8 protein-coding genes are annotated in these 18024 nt (G+C 66.7%); all 8 read left to right on the top strand.

Annotated elements, in window-relative coordinates; all coding sequences use genetic code 11:
• The first annotated feature begins 146 nt into the window (after positions 1–146).
• The 8 genes from AVMA1855_RS23345 to AVMA1855_RS23310 all read left to right on the top strand — a co-directional run bounded on the left by AVMA1855_RS23345 (position 147) and on the right by AVMA1855_RS23310 (position 17937).
• Complete coding sequence (locus AVMA1855_RS23345) at positions 147–2030, top strand: filamentous hemagglutinin N-terminal domain-containing protein (protein WP_284427518.1); 1884 nt, start codon at positions 147–149, stop codon at positions 2028–2030.
• A 9-nt stretch (positions 2031–2039) separates the two neighbouring features.
• The gene (locus tag AVMA1855_RS23340; protein ID WP_284427517.1) at positions 2040–3740 is read left to right on the top strand and encodes a ShlB/FhaC/HecB family hemolysin secretion/activation protein; all 1701 of its coding nucleotides are present in this window, start codon (positions 2040–2042) and stop codon (positions 3738–3740) included.
• A 55-nt stretch (positions 3741–3795) separates the two neighbouring features.
• Positions 3796–10008: a beta strand repeat-containing protein gene (locus tag AVMA1855_RS23335; protein ID WP_284427516.1), complete on the top strand. Its 6213-nt coding sequence runs from the start codon at positions 3796–3798 to the stop codon at positions 10006–10008.
• Positions 9998–13648: a hemagglutinin repeat-containing protein gene (locus tag AVMA1855_RS23330; protein WP_284427515.1), complete on the top strand. Its 3651-nt coding sequence runs from the start codon at positions 9998–10000 to the stop codon at positions 13646–13648. The genes AVMA1855_RS23335 and AVMA1855_RS23330 overlap by 11 nt, the downstream gene beginning before the upstream one ends.
• Positions 13645–14391: a C39 family peptidase gene (locus AVMA1855_RS23325; protein ID WP_284427514.1), complete on the top strand. Its 747-nt coding sequence runs from the start codon at positions 13645–13647 to the stop codon at positions 14389–14391. The genes AVMA1855_RS23330 and AVMA1855_RS23325 overlap by 4 nt, the downstream gene beginning before the upstream one ends.
• On the top strand, positions 14388–14807 hold the full coding sequence (locus AVMA1855_RS23320) for a hypothetical protein (protein WP_284427513.1): 420 nt from the start codon (positions 14388–14390) through the stop codon (positions 14805–14807). The genes AVMA1855_RS23325 and AVMA1855_RS23320 overlap by 4 nt, the downstream gene beginning before the upstream one ends.
• The gene (locus tag AVMA1855_RS23315; protein WP_284427512.1) at positions 14804–15358 is read left to right on the top strand and encodes a hypothetical protein; all 555 of its coding nucleotides are present in this window, start codon (positions 14804–14806) and stop codon (positions 15356–15358) included. Before AVMA1855_RS23320 ends, AVMA1855_RS23315 begins: the two co-directional genes overlap by 4 nt.
• A 239-nt stretch (positions 15359–15597) precedes the next feature.
• On the top strand, positions 15598–17937 hold the full coding sequence (locus tag AVMA1855_RS23310; RefSeq protein ID WP_284427511.1) for a hemagglutinin repeat-containing protein: 2340 nt from the start codon (positions 15598–15600) through the stop codon (positions 17935–17937).
• Positions 17938–18024 lie beyond the last annotated feature (87 nt).

Genomic DNA, 18024 nt, shown 5'->3' with positions numbered 1-18024 from the left:
TCCCGTGAGTTTTCCGATGGCCTGCCTCCGTTTGGGTGACGGAAAGACTGGCGGGTCATGAAATCCTTGGGAATATGACAATGAAAAGAGCCTTCGGCTCAAAGGGAGCGGCGCTGGCATGCCTGCTCGCAGGGGCCGGGCCATTGATGGCCCACGCACAGGCGCTCGTGGTAGCGCATCCGTCCAGTCCAGTGCAGGTGCAGGCCGTGCCGGGTGCGCGGACACTGGTCACCCCCAATGCGACGCAGGACGGGGTGTCCTACAACGGGTTTTCCCGCTTCGACGTCGGTGCTGCCGGCCTGACCTTTGTCAACGATGCCGTGCGGGCCCGCACCATCGTCGCCGAGGTATTGTCGGCAGCGCCTTCGCATATTGAAGGCCCGCTGGACGTCACCGGTCCGCGCGCGAATCTGATTCTCGCCAACCAGAACGGCATTCGCGTCAACGGGGGCAGTTTCTTCAATTTCGGCAGCGTCGCGTTGACGACGGGGGCCGTGAGCCTGCGGGATGAAATCCAGCCTTCCGGCCATTCGCAGCGCTATGTGGATGTGCGCACCACGCAGGGCGAGTTGCTAATCGATTCGCAAGGGGTTTCCGGCAATCTGATCCGATTGGAAATGATGGCCAAGACCGTGGGAATCCGGGGGGCGGTCACCAACAGTTTCTCGTCGTCCACGGCCACGGTGCGCATCGTCGCAGGCGAATCGCTGGCCCAGTTCGATACGGCCGCGTCTCCGGTCGATAACCTGACCCCCTGGGTGCACTACACCGCGGGCAAGGCATCTTCTTCGGCACTGGCGCTCAATCTCAGTGCGGATTCCAAGGTGACGTCCGGCCGCATCGAAATCCTGGTGACGGACCAGGGCGCCGGGGTGCGCAATGCCGGGCAACTCGTGGCATCGGCCGGCGACTTTCAGTTGACGAGCACGGGGCAGATCGAGCAGGTCGGCGGCCAGATCCAGGCGCTGGGCCAGATCCACGTCCAGGCGGACGAGATGAACTTCCGCAACACGGCCGAGCGCAGCAGCCTGGTGGCGGCCGGCTCCAACACCGTGCTGGAAGCCAAGGGCGCCCTTCGCAACGTGGGCGGCGAAATCTCGGGGGAGAACCGGTCGGCCGACGAAGGCGACGGGCGCTATGCCGTCCTGCTCCGTGCGGGCGGGGCCATCGAGCACAGCACGCCGGTGGGAGCCGCGAAGACGGCGCTCCTCTTCGGGCGCAACGATGCGGTGGGCCTGTTCGCCGGCGGCGACATCACCTCGGTGGATGCACGGATCGTGTCCAACGGTGCGCTCACCGTGCAAACCCCCGGCGCGGTCCGCACCGAAACCCTTCACACGCCGGGGGCGGGCAGCATCGACTGGAAAAACCACAGCGTGTTCAAGCGCCGCAGCGGCTACCAGGTGGACATGGGCGCGTTGACCGACACGGCCAACCAGGCCTACTGGGTCGCCCAGGGGGATCTCGCCGTGTCGTCAGGCAGCTTCGGCAACCTGGGCGGCTACCTGTTCTCGAACGGCGGCAAGGTGGACATCGCCGCCACGGGCGACGTCACCATCCAGGCGCACAGCGTCGGGCAATTTGCCTATCGCCAAAGCTGCTTTCTCTTCATCTGCAAGCGCACGGCGTCTTCCTCGGAGGCCCTGGTGGGTGGGCAGATCATGGCGGCGGACGCCCTCAGCATCCGCGCTGGCGGGCAGATCCTGAACGATGCCGGCCAGGTGTTCGGCGGCCGGGGCATGGTGCTGGAGGCTCCCGTCATCACGGCGCGTGCCCGTCCGGTGCACACGGTGATCTTGCGCGACCGGGGGTTGAAGGCGGCGTTGGGCGATACGTGGGCCCAGGTGTATGCGACCGACCAGGGCGGCAGCTTCACCGTGCAGCAAGGCCGCATGGTGCTCAAGGGCGCGGCGCGGCAGGAGGGCGGGCTGTTCACGGCCTCGGAAGGCGTCGATGGCGCCATCGAAGTGATCCGGCCTCCGCACCGCGACCCGGTGCGCCTGGAAAACCACCTCGGTCTTTTCTGGTAGGGGCTCGGCATGAAATTCCCCCGCCTGAGCGGCACGCTCTGCGTGCTGGTGCTCGCCCCTGCCATGGGGCACGCGCAAGTGCCCCCGCCGTTGCGCGATCCCAACGACCAGCTCATCCGTGAGCAGCAAGAGAAGCTGCGGGACGATCTGCTGCGGCAGGCCCCCCCGGCGAACATCCAGTTCGACCAGCCCGGGCCATCCACCCGCACACCGGATGCCCGGGCGCTGTCCGACATTCCGTCCACGGGCCCCACTTTTCCGATCCATACCATCCGCCAGGACGGCGCGGAGCTGCTGTCCCCGGCCGCTTTTCGCGACGTGTCGACGCCCTTCGTGGGCCAGTCGCTGGGTGTGGCGCACATCAACGTGCTGCTGGAGCGCATCAGCCGCGCGCTCGTGGCGGCGGGGTACACCACATCGCGTGCCTACGTGGGCAACCAGAGCCTGCACGAGGGGGTGCTGGTCATCACCATCGTGCCGGGCACCATCGAAAAGCTGCTCTACAACGGCACCGCGGTCGATGCCGGGCGCGCAGACGGGCCCGGCATCGCCATGGCCATGCCCATGCGCGAGGGCGACGTGCTGCGCCTGCGCGACATCGAGCAGGCGGTCGATCAGCTCAACCGCCTGCGGCGCAACAACGTGCAGGTGCAGATACGGCCCGGCACGCAGCCGGGCGGCTCCATCGTGGAGTTCGTCAACCAGCCCCGCGAAGGCGCGAGGTACAACCTGTCGCTGGACAACCAGGGGGCGGCCACCACCGGCCGGCTGCGGGCCCAGATGGGTGTGGACAACGGCAACGTGCTGGGCCTGATGGAGTCGCTGAATGCGGGCCTGACCACCAGCGCGGACACGAACGCCCTCTATGGCACGTTCTCGGTGCCCCTGGGTTACACCACGCTGGCGGGCATGGCGTCCATCTCGGAATACCAGAACCTCGTGGGCGACACCGCGCTCGTGTACGGCCGGTCCAGGAGCTACACGCTTTCGCTCAACCACCTGCTCGACCGCGACCAGACCAGCAAGACGGCCTTCGACGTGTCGCTCACACGGCGCGACTCCGAGCGCTCCATCAACAACCTGCGGCTGTCGCCCCAGGACCAGACCGTGCTGCGTGTCGGCATCAACCGCCTGCAGCGCTTCGAGACGGAGCAGGGCATGGGCCAATGGACGGCCGATGCCGGCGTGTCGCGCGGCCTGCCGTGGTGGGGGGCCAACCGCGACCCGGCGGACCTTCCGTCCGCCGCCGCACGCTACGCGTTCACGAAGGCCGAACTGTCGGCCTCGCTGGAGCGGCCGCTGCCGGGAGCGTGGGTCTGGCGGTCCCGGGCAGTGGGGCAGTGGAGCCGGCATCCGCTGTACTCGTCCGAGCAACTTTTTGCCGGCGGGGTCGGCAGCGTGCGCGGTTTTGCCGAATCCGCCCAGGGCGGGGATCGGGGCGCTTACTGGCGCAACGAATGGGCCTGGCAGAAGGCGCCGCCGCTGTTCGGGGGCGAGGTGCGGTACGAGCCCTATGCCTTCCTGGACATGGCGCGCGTATCGACCGTGTCCGATGGCCGCTCCCACGCTCTGGCTGGCGCCGGGGGCGGTGTGCGCGTGGCGTACCGAACGGGCTACGTCGAAGTCATCCTGGGCAAGCCGATCCGCAGGCCACAGGGCGTGGTCGACAGCGGGTGGCGGGCCAACGTGAGCGCGGCATACCAATTTTGATGTGATGACCCTGGACGGTTCCAGGCAGCAGGACAGGCAGGACGGGCGGTAACTGATGAACAACAAAAACCACACCAAGCAACCGGCAGCAGGGACCGGTCGGCGCGAAGCATCGGCCTCCACGCCGTACCGCGCTCCCCGCTGGGCGCGCCATACCGCACGCGGTGTGCTGGCGCTCTTCACTGCATTGCAGTTGCAGGTGGGCGCCGGGCCGGGCGGTACATGGGCGATCGGTATCCCACCGGCCCAAGCCCAGGTGCCGCCACCCGGGGGATTCAACGCGGTCCCGATCGCCGACCCGCGCGCGCCGCTGGCCTTCCAGCCGGGCGTGCAGATGCTGCAGGGCGGCGCGGCGCTGGTGAACATCACCACGCCCAACGCGGCGGGCATTTCGCTGAACCAATTCCAGCGCTTCGACGTGCCCTCGGCGGGTGCCGTTCTCAACAACAGCCTGGTGGGCGGCACGCCGCTGCTGGGTGGCCAGGCCGCGGCCAATCCCAATCTCTCCAACGGCCGCACCGCCAACACCATCGTCAACGAAGTGACCGTCGCCGGTCCGGCGGGGCGCATCGGCGGCACGGTGGAGGTGTTCGGCAACCCGGCCAGCGTCATCATCGCCAACCCGAACGGGATTACCTGCGACGGATGCGGGGTCGTCAACACGCCCCATTTCACGCTCAGCACGGGCACCGTGCAGTGGCGCGATGCCACGGGTGCACCGAGCGCGTTCGGCCAGGCCGCGCAGCCGCGCTTTTCCGTGGGCGGGGGGCGGATCGACGTGCTGGGCACGGGCATCGAAGGCACCGTCGGCCAGCTCGACCTGATCGGCGAGACGCTCTTCATCGACGGTCCCCTGCGGGCCCACTACCTCAATCGCAGCGTTTCCAGCATCCAGCTCACGGCGGGACGCCAGGCCGATGCGGACGGCAACAAGAGCGCGTTTCCGCTCTCCGCCACGCCGCTGGGCCAGCGCGGCATCGCCATCGATGCGACCGCGCTGGGCGCCATGACCGCGGGACAGATCCGGGTGATCTCCACCGATGAAGGCATGGGCGTGAACCTGCGCGGTGCAGTGCTGGCCTATCAGGAAGATGTCACCGTGCGCAGCGCGGGCAGCCTGCAGGCCGCGGGCGTTTCCGCAGCGCGCAACATCCAGTTGGACAGCTCGGGCCGGATCACCGTGGCGGGCGAGGTCACGGCCCACGGCCAATTGCAGGCCAACGGGGCGTCAGGGGCTCAATTCGACGGCCCCGTGCGCGTGCAGGGCAACGTGCAGCTGCGAAGCAGCGCTGGCGATGTGGCCGTGACCGACAAGCTGCTGGTGGGCGGCAACCTCGACGCCCGCGCGGGCGGCCAGCTGCAGTTGGGCAGCGCGCAAAGCGTCATCGACGTAGTCGGGAATGCCACCCTCAAAGGGCAGGACGTCCGGCAGGACGGCCGCCTTTCGGTGGCGCGGGACCTGACGATCGAGGGCGAACGTTCCGCGGGCCTGTACGGCACCACGCTGGTAGGCAACCAGCTCGACCTGCGGGCGCGTGACTCCGCCGCGCTGGGCGGGCGGTTGCAAGTCAACGAAAGCGCCGCCATCGCGGCGGACAGCGTGAACGCGTCCGGCCAGACGACCGTCAGCCGCAACCTGACGGTGGCAGGCGGGCGCTCCATCGAGATGGGGGGCGCCACCCGCGTGGGCCAGTCGCTGAACATGGATGCAGCCCGCATCGGCCTGCGCGGCGACGTCGATGCCGGCGCGATGAACGTGACGGGCGGCGAGGTACAGCTGGGCCAGCCGGGCAGCGGCCTGAACGTGAGCGGCAACCTCGACCTGAACGTGCGCGGGCCCCTGAGCGCCCAGGGCGCCGTGAACATCGGCGGCAGTGCCGCCCTTTCAAGCGGGAGCGACATCGGCTTCGGCGACGCCGTCCAGGTCGCAGGCAACCTCAGCCTGCACGCCGGTGCCGCAGTGGCCTTCGGGTCCTCGGTCAGCGTGGGGGGCAATGCCCACATCACGGCGGCGCAAGGCATCTCCGCGGCGGCGGACATCGCGGCCGCCGGCGGCATCGGCGCCACGGCAGGCGGCGACATCCGGCTGTCGGGTGCTTCGGTGTCCGGCGCCGGTCAGCAATGGTCGGCCGGCGGCGATTTCGCCGCGCTCGGCGGTCTCACGGGGGGCGGCGTCGGCATCGATGCGGGCAACGTGGCGATCGGCGGCGACGTCGTCGGCGGGCTGGTGGGCATCACCGCCAGGGACCGCCTGCAGCTCGGCGGCGACGTGCGTTCGGGCGGCAGCGTGCAGCTCAACGCGGGCGCGGGCGGCGTCTCGGCGCGTGCCGTGCAAGCCAACGAAAACATCGCCATCCGAAGCCAGGGCAGTGTCGATCTGCAGCAGGCCAGTGCGCGTGGCGATCTCGAAATCGCCTCGCGGCAGGGCGACGTCGTGCTGGGCGGTCCGGTGGCTTCGGGCCGCCATCTCTCGGTGTCGGCGCAGGGGCAGGCCGTGTTCAAGGGCGACGTGCAGTCGGGCGGCGACGTGCAGATCGCGGGAGCCGGTGTCGCCCTGGCCCGCGGGGTGCAGGCGCAGGGCGCCGTCCGGCTGGATGCTGGGACGGGTGGTGTGTCGAGCCTGGGAGACGTGATCGCCAACGGCGATGTGCGCATCGCCTCGGGCGGTGGCATCGACGTGCGGGGGGCGGTCGCATCCGGCGGTTCGCTCGCACTCGACAGCGCCCAGAGGATCGCCGTCACCGGTGACCTCACGGCCGGTGCCGGCCTGATCGTCCAGACCGCGACCGAGCTGCAGGCCCAGAACCTGCGGGCCGGTGGCAACCTCCGCGTGGCGGCGCCCAGCGCCCGCCTGCAGTCCGTTCAGGCAGCGGGCGACGCGGTGGTGCAGACGCAGGACGATCTGCGCATCGCCGGCGACTTCATCGCCGGCAGCATCGCCGCCACCTCCGCCAGGGCCGACATCGGCGTGGGCGGGGTGATCGCCACCTCGGGCGCCCTGACGCTTTCGGCCGGCAGGAATATCACCGCCACCGACGTCACGGGCGGTGCGGCGGCAGGCCCTTCAAACAGCATCGCCCCGGGCGCCGCGGGCCATGCGGCGACGTCCGTGCAGGCGGGGGGTGATCTGCACCTGCGCAGCCTGCAGACGGGCGGCCGGTACGACGCAGCCGTCGGCGGCGACCACCGCATCGATCGATCCGTCACCGTGCAAGGGGCCGCCAGCCTGGTGGCGGGGCGCGACATCCGTGTCGGCGGCGCCGCTTCGTTCGGCGGCAGTCTGGGCGCCCAGGCGGGTGGAGAGGTCGCCATCCAGGGCGATACGCTCGTGCTGCAGGATGCGCGCATCCAAAGCGGCGCCGGCCAGGCCTACGGCGGCACCGCCCGCGTGGGCGGCCGGCTGGACGCCGTGGCGGGCCAGGGCATCGCCGTCGCGCAGGAGCTGCGCGTCAACCAGGGCATCGCGCTGCAGGCGGACGCCGGGGCGATCGACATCGGTGGTCCGTTGGCGACGTTGGGCGACTTGCGCCTGACCGGTCAGCAGGGCGTGCGCGTCGCGGGCGATGCCCAGTTCGCGCGCGGCGACGTGGCCAGCGCCACGGGGGCGATCCAGTTCGGCGGCGCCGTGCAGGCCGGCGCACCGCTCGCGCTGCAGGCGCAGGGCGACATCTCCGTCGCCGGCCCGCTGGTGGCACAAGCGGCCCTCACCGCCCAGAGCCGGTCGGGCAGCATCGGTTTCGGCCGCACGGTGGAGGTGGCCGGCAATGCCGACCTGCACGCAGCGCAGAACCTCGTGTTCGCCGGCAACAGCGAGTGGCTGGGGCAGGCGCAACTGCGCGCCGATGCCGGGCGCATCCACAACCAGGGTCAGATGACGTTCGCCCAACCGGTCGCCATCGACACCACCGGCTACCTCGTCAACGACGGCCTCATGCAGTCGCAGGGCAGCATCGCCATCCGCGCGCGCGCCATCGACAGCAACCGCGTGATCGGCGGCGGCATCGTCACCGCAGGCCAGCTCACCCTTCAGTCCTCCGCAGGCATGTCCCTGGGCACCCAGGGGACCTGGAGCGCGGCGCAGGGAATCGACATTCAGGCCGCTGGCGGCCTGGGCACGGGCGGCACCGTCCAGGCGGGCGGCAACATCACCTACAGCGGCGGCATGCTGTCCAACGCGGGCCGCATGGTGGCCGAAGGCATCGGCATCAATGCGGCGCTGAGCAACGGGGGCGACATCCTGGCCCAGCAGCGGCTGGACGTCTCGGGCGCCACCACCAACAACGGGCAGATCGCCGCCAACATCGTCGCCATGGGCGCGCTTTCCAATGGCGGGCAGGTCTCGGGCTCGGCCGTTTCTGTGGGCAGCACCTCCAACACGGGCGGCATTTCCGGCACGGTGGTGGACATTTCGGGCGGGCTGGACAACAGCGGCAGCGTCAGCGCGCTGGGCACGCTTTCCGCCAACGGCGGCTCGGTCACGAACACCGGCACGCTCAATGGCGGTACCGTCTTGCTCAACGCCGGTGCCATGAGCAACGGCGGCCGCATCCATGCGGATGGCCTGATGTCCATCTCGGGCGGCAGCTTCGACAACGGCCTGACCGAAAGCCGCACCTGTGTCGTCATGGGCGGTTGCGCGCCCAACGGCCCGGCCGCGGACTGGCGCTATGTGCAAAGCCCCGGCACCGTGGATGCGGGCGGCAAGCTCACCGTGCAGGTCTCCAACCTCAGTAACAAGGGCGTGGTGAGCTCCGGCGGCGACGTCGAGATCATCGGCAGCCTGAGCAACGAGCGCAGCACGAACGACCCGCTCACCTCCGCTGGCGTCGCTGGCGGTGGCGCCAGCACCGGCATCATCTCTGCGGGGGGCAGCCTCACCGTGTCGGGCGCGTCCGTGCAGAACAGCGGCGGCCAGTTGAATGCCAACGGCGCCGTCACCATCCGCAGCAGCGGCGCTTTCACCAACACCGCGCCGGCGCAGGGCGTTTCGGGGCAAGTCAGCGGCAGCCGGGTCACCATCGACGCCGCCAGCATGACCAACCAGGGCCAGCTCATCGCCAGCAGCGGCGATCTGGCCGTGACCGCCACCTCCGGCGGCATCGACAACAACGGCACCTTGGCAGCGTCGGGCGACGTCACGCTCAAGGCCACCGCAGGCGTGACCGGCGGTGCCGACAGCCAGGTACTGGGCCGCAACATCACCGTCACCGGTGCGTCCTTCGCCAACGCCGGCACCCTGTACGGCCAGGGCGGCCCAGCGGCCAAGATCGACATCCAGACGGCGGGCGGCTTCAGCAACGCCGCCAGCGGCGTGGTCATCGCAGGCAGTCTGCTGGACATCGGCGCGAGCAGCTACGCCAACAGCGGCGTGGTGGGTAGCCTGGCCGACGCCAAGCTGACCACGCCGGGCAGCTATGCCGCCGCCAGCAACGCGCTCATCGCGCTGGGCAAGCTCGACCTGCAGGTGAACGGCATCCAGGTCGGCGTGGGCGAGAGCTGGAACGTCGGTGCGGCGGAAGTGCGCTGGGGCGGCACCCTGCTCAACCAAGGCAGCGTGGCCATCGCCGGCAGCGCCAGCGGGGCCATCCACAACCAGGCCACCGGCCAGGTGCAGGCCGGCGGCATGCCCAACGTCTTCGACGGCACCTACGAAATCCCCACCGCCCCTGCCGGCCTCACGGACGCACAGGTGGTGAGCTACAGCAACGTGGCCCATCGGGCCCAGCTGGTCATCGGTGGCGGCTTCAACGGCACGCTCATCAACGAAGCCTCGGACGCCACCGTGGGCGGCGGCACCATCGAGCAGCGGTTCATCGACCAGAAGGTCATCTGGGAAGGCAAGGACGCGGACGGCAAGACCGTGCAGGTCGAGGGCGATTCGCGGGCCATCGCGCGGCTGAACACCGGCAGCGGTGCGGCCACCATCACCCTCACCGGGCCGAACACCGGCACCATCGTGGGCGATGCCATCACCATCAACGGCGGCACCATCGTGCACCAGCCAGGGATCGACCCGGCCACCGGATTGCCCCTGGTGCAGCAGGCGCGCGACCGTAACGTGCAGACCACCGCCATCGCCCAGGCGCCCGAGGGCCAGGCCGTGCAGGGCAACGTCAAGGGCCCCACCTTCGTCGGAGTGCAGCGGCCCGACACGCTGCCCGGCCCCATCGGAGGGGGCAGCGGAGCGAACAATGCAGGCGCGGGCAACGTTACGGTGGGCACGGGTGGGCACGGGTGGGCCCGGTGTGCCGGGCGAGGTGCCACCTGAGTTCGTCAACACCAAGCCGCTGGCCCTGCCGCGGGTGGACGTGAGCACGCCGCAAGGCGGCATCGGTGCGCTGCTGGGCGGGGGCGCCAGCGTGGCGCTGCCCGACTGGAGCCAACTGCACATCGTGCCGGGCGGCATCAGCGCCAACGACCTGGCCCTGAACCTGAACGGCCAGTTCATCAACCGGGGCCAGTTCGAGGTCGGCAACAGCCTCATCATCGCGGCCGCTGGGGGCATCGACAACTTCGGCGCCGGCATCCAGGCCGGCGGCGTGATGCGGCTGTCCGGCGGGGGCCTGAACAACGAGCAGGGCCGCATCGAAGCGGGCAGCCTGCTGACCAGCATCCAGGGCGACATCGCCAACAGCCGGGGCACCATCGTGGCGCACAACGGCGGCTACCTGCAGGCCGATGGCAGCATTGCGGCCACCGACGGCCAGTTCACCAGCGACGCTGGCAGGATTGCGCTGGATGCGGGCGGGAACATCGTGCTGGATGCCAGCCGGGTGTCGGGCAAGACCGGCGCGGGCCTGTACGCGAGCGGCGACATCCGCCTGGGCACGACGGCCAAGACGACGAGCAGCGACGAGCGCAGCGCCCAGTACCAGACCTTCGTCACCTACAACGGCGACATGGAAACGCGCGAGGAAACGCGCGTGCAGACCGGCGAGAGCCGCACGCGCCAATCGAGCACCGTGCACACCGGCACCGTCATCGACGGCGGAGAAGGCAGCACCACCGTGCGTGCCAAAGGCGACGTCGTGGCCCTCGGTGCGCAAATCAAGGCGCAGCAGGACGTGCTGATCCAGGGCGCGAACGTGCGGGTGGAGGCCGTCAAAGACAGCGCCTTCTCGCACGAAGAAGAACACCGCAAGGGCTACGACCATGCGCTCATCCAGCGCCAGGAAACCCTCTCGGGCGGGGAGATCAGCGCCGGGCGCAATCTGAGCATCGTTGCGAATGGGAAAGCGGATGCAGGCAAGGCCGAAGCCGGCCAGGGGGACATCACCCTGCGTGGTGCCACCGTCACCGCCAAGGGCGACGTGAGCCTGATCGCCAGCCGGGACGTGCAGGTGCAGGACCTGCAGACCGAGCACGGGCGCTACGAGGAGACGTACAGCAAGAAGAGCGGGTTCCTGAGCAAAAAGAGCACCCTCACCGTGCAGGAAGGCGCCAGTCTTTTAAGCGAAGGCAGCGTCGTCACCGGCAACGCCATCTACGTGCAGGCCGGGCGGGACATCGGAGTGCAGGGCTCGCACCTGGTAGGCCAGGCCGATGTGGGTCTCATCGCGGGGCGGGACATCGCCATCCGGGCGGGCACCGACACCGCCTCGGCCATGACGCACACCGAGACCAAGAAGTCGGGCCTGTTCAGCGGAGGCGGCTTCGGCATCACGCTGGGCAAGCAAAGCACCACCACCGACCACCGCAACGAAAGCCAGCGTGCGGCTGCCTCCAGCGTGCAAAGCCAGGGGGGCAACGTGGCGCTGGTGGCGGGCAACCGCTACGAGCAGGAGGGCTCGGCGGTGCTGGCCAAGGGCGACGTGAGCATCGTTGGCCGGGCGGTGGACATCCACGAGTCGCGGGAACTGGAGCGTGACCTGTTCGAGACGCGGGCCAAGCAAAGCGGCCTCACGGTCACCATCAGCAACCCCGTGGTGAGTGCCGTGCAGGGTGCGCAGACCGTCACGCGCATCGCGGGCGCCATGGGCAAGACCAGCGACACCCGCATGCAGGCCCTGGGCCTGGCCGCCGCTGGCATGGCTGCCAGCGAAACCTACGGGCAGGTCAGCGAGCTCATCAAAGACCCTGGCAAGGCCGGCAGCGTCGGCTTCAACATCAGCGTGGGCAGCAGCCAAAGCCGCAGCACCAATGCCTACCAGGTGGACAGCGCAGCGGGATCGCAGATCAAGGCAGATGGCAACGTGCGCATCACCGCGACGCAGGGCGACCTGCGCGTGCGGGGTAGCGACATCGAAGCCGGCAAGGACGTGGGTTTGGTTGCGGAAAAAGGCAACATCGTTCTGGAGGCAGCGCAAAACCGCTTTGCCGAACAAAACAGCAGCTCCAGCAGTTCCGCCAGCGTGGGCATCGGCATCAACGTCGGTGCGCAAAGCGGCGTCAGCTTCAATGCCGGTGTCAGCCAAAGCCGGGGCCAGGGCAGCGGCGAGAGCGTGAGCTACACCAACACGCACATCCGCGCAAACGGCACGGCCAGCGTGCAAAGCGCGGGCGACACCACGCTGCGCGGGGCCACCATCGTGGCCGATGCCGTGCGGGCCGACGTGGGCGGCAACCTCACCATCGAAAGCCTGCAGGACGTCAGCCGCTACAACGAAGCCAGCCGCAGCGCGGGCCTGAGCGTCAGCGTTTGCGTGCCCCCGCTGTGCTATGGCGCCTCCAGCGTCGGTGGCAGCGTGGGTCGCACCCGCATCGACAGCGACTACCAGAGCGTGGGAGAGCAAAGTGGCATCCGTGCCGGCAATGGCGGCTTCGACGTCAACGTGAAAGGCAACACCGACTTGAAGGGCGGGGCCATCACCAGCACGCAAGCGGCCATCGACGGGGGCAAGAACACGTTCACCACCGGCGGCACGCTGACCCAGAGCGATATCGAAAACCACGCCGCATACAGCGCCAGCGGGTTCAACGTGAGCGGCAGCGTGGGCTTCCAGATGGGCGACCAGGGCAGCGCCCAAACGCCAGAAGACCGCAACGCGGCAGCCAACGACAAGGGCAAGCCCGGCGGCAGCGCCGGGGTGGGCAGCGACAAGGGCAGTGCGGGCAGCACCACCCGCTCGGGCATCTCGGGGGTGAGCGGCAACACCGAAGCGCGCACGGGCGACGCGGAAACCGGCATCAAACCCATCTTCGACAAGGGCCGCGTGCGCGATGAAGTCAACGCACAGATCACCATCACGGCGGAGTTCGGCGCGCGCGCCAGCAAGGCTGTGGGCGACTATGCCGACCGCAAGCTGCAAGAGGCCATGAACAGTGGCGACCAGGCAGAGATCGACAACTGGAAGGAAGGTGGGGCAGGCCGTGTCGCCATGCACGCACTGGTCGGCGCGGCAGGAGGAGGCCTGGCAGGCGCCGTGGGAGCGGGGATGAGCCAAGTGGCTGTGGCGCACCTGGACAGCACGCTTCGGGAGCTGGGCGTGGATGACGGCGTGCGCCAAGTCCTCGTGGGCGCCGCTGGCACGGCCGTGGGTGCCGCGGTGGGCGGCAGGGCCGGCGCAGCCGCCTCGACCAACGCGACGCTCAACAACTTCCTGAACCATCAGGAACTGAGCGAGCGAGCCAACAAGCAGAGTGCCTGTCAGAACGGGGATGCGGGGGCTTGCAGCCGGGTGAGAGAACTGGACACCCTCTCGGCGCAGCGCAACGAGGTCATCCGCGACGGCATAACAACCATGACGACTGACCAGGGGCTGCAGGTTCAGCAGGACTTAGCCACGGTGATGGTGGGGCTCTACGACTATAAGAACCAACTGCAGCAGGAGTTGGGTGCCACCAGCGACCCTAGTAGAAGGGCTGAACTGAGCAACCAGGGAACCTCTCAAAACCCCTGTCTCAGCCACTTGGCGCGCTTACAAATCACGAGTTACGGCGTTCAAGCCTTGCAAATTCGGAAGTTTTGAGAGGTTCCCACCAGATCAGTGGAGCGGACAACAACATCCGGCAATTGGCTGGGCTGGGGCAAGACAATCTACTCAGCTTGTATAGCAAGACCAATGAGCTCAAATATTGGCATGCGTATAAGCAACTCCAGGCGTCCAGCAGTGGCAATGAAATTGCCGATGTGCTGATGAGTGGCGTGGCATTGCTGGGCAAGGATCGCAAGCCGACGCGAACCAACGGAGCGGAAGGAGGAAAGAATCTAGGTGGAGAGGGAACGGCAGGTAATCCTCTTCTTGCTGACGCTCTTCCAAGAAATGGAGATCGAGCCGTTTATGGTCAAGGCGAGGGAACAGTGACCTGTGGCCATAATTCTTGTGGAATGGTGTTGGACACTATGGGGAAGCCGGTTGATGTTGGTGATTTGGTGGCAAAAATTCCACCAAGTGAGCGTGGAATAGTACCGGACGTTGTCGCACGCCTAATTCGATTAAACGGCGTCGATGCTGTCACTGTAAGTAACAGAAATATCGATGATCTGGCTCGGCTGACTGCCAAGGGAGTCCCTGTCATCGTGCGCGTGCAAGATGTGGGAACTGATTTTTCACATTTTGTTGTTGTCGATGGTGTGACGACAACAAGTACTGGTCAGGCAGTAGTAGCAGTCAGAGATCCCCTTGGTAAGGGGCGACAGTATTTCAGTCCCGTAGACACTTTTGGAAGGTACTTCTCTGGCGAGGTTGTGATTCCTAAAGGAAAACAATGATACTCAATATAAATTTTCCCGATAACTTAATAGTAGAGAGCTTGTTAAGTCTTGGTGAAATTCCATGTGTTTGCAAAATTCGAGGAGGTCTTTCATTTGAAATTGAATTTTTATATCCTCTTCCGGAGGCTGCAGGATTTGTTGAAAATTGGAATGTTGATGATATAAATAAACGCGCCCCTGCCGGTGCGGGAGGAAAATATACTCATTATTGTTTTGGACAGATTGAGTTAAAAAAAATTCATGAAAATGAATATCAGGTCGTTAATCTGAAGTTTTTTAGTGAATATCGTGGGTGGCTAGGGATTTTGTCAAATTCTAAGCTTTGTGAAGAGTACCAATCAGAGGAGCCTGATTGGTTAAAGGAGTTAGAGAAGACTCCGATAAAAAACAAGAAAAAAAGGTTTGTTAAATGATCTGCCGTAGTGCTGTCCATAAAATGATGGGAAAATTATTGCCGGTCGTATTAATGAGTATGGTTTTGGGCGCCTGCAGTACCGAACCCCGACGCCTCTATGCCCAACAACCCGGCGATGCCACCGTCCACCTCCATTCCAAAAACATGCCAATGGCCGTCGGCTATTCGCTGAGCAGCAGCGAAGTGCCTTGCGAGGGCTTCGAATACGTGGGCTCCGTCCGGGATGATGGCAAAAGCTCCCTGCTGCCCTGGGTCGCTTCATTGAGCAACGCGCTCAACGGCGTACCCACCGAGCGGCAGGCCCGCGTGCCAGCAGGCAAGCCGGTCCAGGTCAAGGGTTTTTCTTACTGGTCGGACAAGTACAGCAAGGGCTCATGCGGCCCGGTCGCACGGCAATTCGTCGCCCAGCCTTCAGGCGTCTACCGGGTGGATTTCGTCTGGTCCGGCCCTGCCACCTGCACGATGCGCGTGATGGATGTAGCCGTGCCTGAATCGCCCAAGGATGTACCCGTTCAAAGTTTGAACTGCCCTCGGCCGCCAGGGCTGTAGGCAAAGCCCGCCTTCTCTGAACCGTGGCCCATCGTGCCTTTGTCATGAATGGCCTTTGGCGCGCTTGGGCGGCGGTGCTGTTTGCAGGTGCGCTGCCGCTTGCCCAGGGGTATGAGCCAAAAAGCCCTCCAGCGCAATTGGATCTAGGGCATTTCGCTACAAAATTTGTAGCTACTGTGTCTGTTGCCGGTACGGCTACCGACCACCGCAACGAAAGCCAGCGTGCGGCTGCCTCCAGCGTGCAAGCCCAAGGAGGCAACGTGGCGCTGGTGGCGGGCAACCGCTACGAGCAGGAGGGCTCGGCGGTGCTGGCCAAGGGCGACGTGAACATCGTTGGCCGGGCGGTGGACATCCACGAGTCGCGGGAACTGGAGCGTGACCTGTTCGAGACGCGGGCCAAGCAAAGCGGCCTCACGGTGAGCGTGGGCAGCCCGCTGATCGACTTCGGCATGACCGCGGGGCGCGTGGGCCGTGCCATCGGGCGCACCAGCGATGCGCGCACCCAGGCCCTGGGGGTCGCGGCCATCGGGCTCAATGCCTACAACAACGCCAAGGACCTGGGCAACGCGGGGCAAGCCCTGCTGAACGGCGACCCCCTGGCGGGAGCCAGCTTCAACATCAGCCTGGGCAGCAGCACCAGCCGCAGCACCAGCGCCTACCAGGTGGACAGCGGCGCGGGCTCTGCAGTGCGGGCCGACGGCAACGTGCATATCACCGCCACCGATGGCGACCTGCGCGTGCGCGGCAGCGACGTGGAGGCGGGCAAGAACGTGGGCCTGATCGCGCAAAAGGGCAACATCGTTTTAGAAGCGTCGGAGAACCGCTTTGCGGAACAGAACAGCCGCAGCAGCAGCTCGGGCAGCATCGGCGTGAGCATTGGCGCGGTGGGCGTGAGCGTGAACGCCAGCGCCAGCCGGGCGCGGGGCCAGGGCAGCGGCGAGAGCGTGAGCTACACCAACACCCACATCCGCGCGGGCGGCACGGCCAGCGTGCAAAGCGCGGGCGACACCACCCTGCGCGGAGCCACCCTCGTGGCCGACGCCGTGCGGGCCGACGTGGGCGGCAACCTTGCCATCGAAAGCCTTCAGGACACCAGCCGGTACAACGAGACCAGCCGTAACAGCGGCTTCGGGATCAGCGTGCCCATTGTGGGAGCGGGTCGGGTGGGCGGCAGCATCACCGCGGGGCGCACGCAGATCGACAGCGACTACCAAAGCGTGGGCGAGCAAAGCGGCATCCGGGCGGGCAACGGCGGCTTCGACGTCAACGTGAAAGGCAACACCGACTTGAAGGGCGGGGCCATCACCAGCACGCAGGCGGCCATCGATGGCGGCAAGAACACGTTCAGCACCGGCGGCACGCTCACCATGAGCGATCTGGACAACCGGGCCAGCTACAACGCCAGCGGGTTCGAAGTCACGGTGGGCGTGGGCAGCCAGCTGGGCAGCAGCGGAGCGGGCGTGGGCAGCGACAAGGGGAATGCGCAAAGCACGAGCCGCGCGGGCATCTCTGGCGTTGCGGGCCACACCGAGGCCCGCACGGGGGATCAAGAGACCGGCATCAAGCCGATCTTCGACAAGAACCGGGTGAGTGAGGAGGTGAATGCGCAGATCACCATCACGCGCGAGTTCGGGCGGCAGGGCGCGCGAGCGGTTTCTACCTACTCCGACGAAAGAGCGGCGCAGCTCAGGCGTGAAGGCAACGAAGAAGAAGCGCGTCAATGGGACGAAGGCGGCGCAAATCGTGTAGCTATGCACGCCATGCTGGGTGGCCTGAACGGCGGAGTGGGGGGCGCTGCGGGTGCGGCGGCCAGCGCAGCGGGGGTTCCACTCATTGGGGAGGAAATTGCCAGCCTGAACCTGCCGGACTCCGTAAGACAAGGGTTGACCCAACTGGCGGGCATGGCAGCAGGCGCGATCGCAGGAGGCGCTGGCGGTGCTGCGGCTGCGCTGGACACGACAGCGCACAACTACCTCACGCACAGCCCGTTTCGGGAAGTGCGAAATACGGTGAACCGCGAGAACGCGCGGATGATGAATGCGTGCGGGGCCGATTGCACACTGGCGGACTTGCGTTTTATCGACCAGCAGATGCAGGCGTTGGACACGGCAGGCACACTGGCCCACATCTCCCGAACCAGCGCGCTGACCACAGAGCAAAGCGTCTTCTTGGGTGAGAGCATTGCGCAATTGCTGCCTTTCTACGGCACGCCGATTGCGCTGTACCAAGCCATCACGGGGGAAAGCCTTACCGGGCGGGAGTTGGGTACGCTGGAGCGGTTTTTTAGCGGGCTTGCGGGAGGCGTTGCGGCTGGGTCAACCGCTTATACGGTGTTGAATCGGGCAGCGCAGGAGGCACGAGTAATCGCTTCTGGAGGCACAGCGAATTCAGCAACGGGGGCTAGGTTGGCGGAGGATCTTTTTACTGCTCAAGCAAAAGACCCGCGGATTGGGACGCAATTGCCAGGGGCTAATGCACCAATTACGGTGACGGCTGAAGCTAATATTGGAGGAAGAGTTTTGGTCGATACGAATCAGACGGGAGCCTCTCACAACCCCATGTTTGACGAATCCGAATAGGGAGGAGTGGGCGCCAGTAGCCGTTTGAGCGTGATGAGGCCCAGCAGCGGTCTGCGCCTGGGTGCATGAGGGGCCTTGCAGGCCCGG

This window comes from Acidovorax sp. SUPP1855 (genome assembly GCF_030158955.1).
GTDB lineage: Bacteria > Pseudomonadota > Gammaproteobacteria > Burkholderiales > Burkholderiaceae_C > Paracidovorax.
Note: the sequence above shows the minus strand (reverse complement) of the source record. Positions and strands in the feature narration are given on the sequence as shown.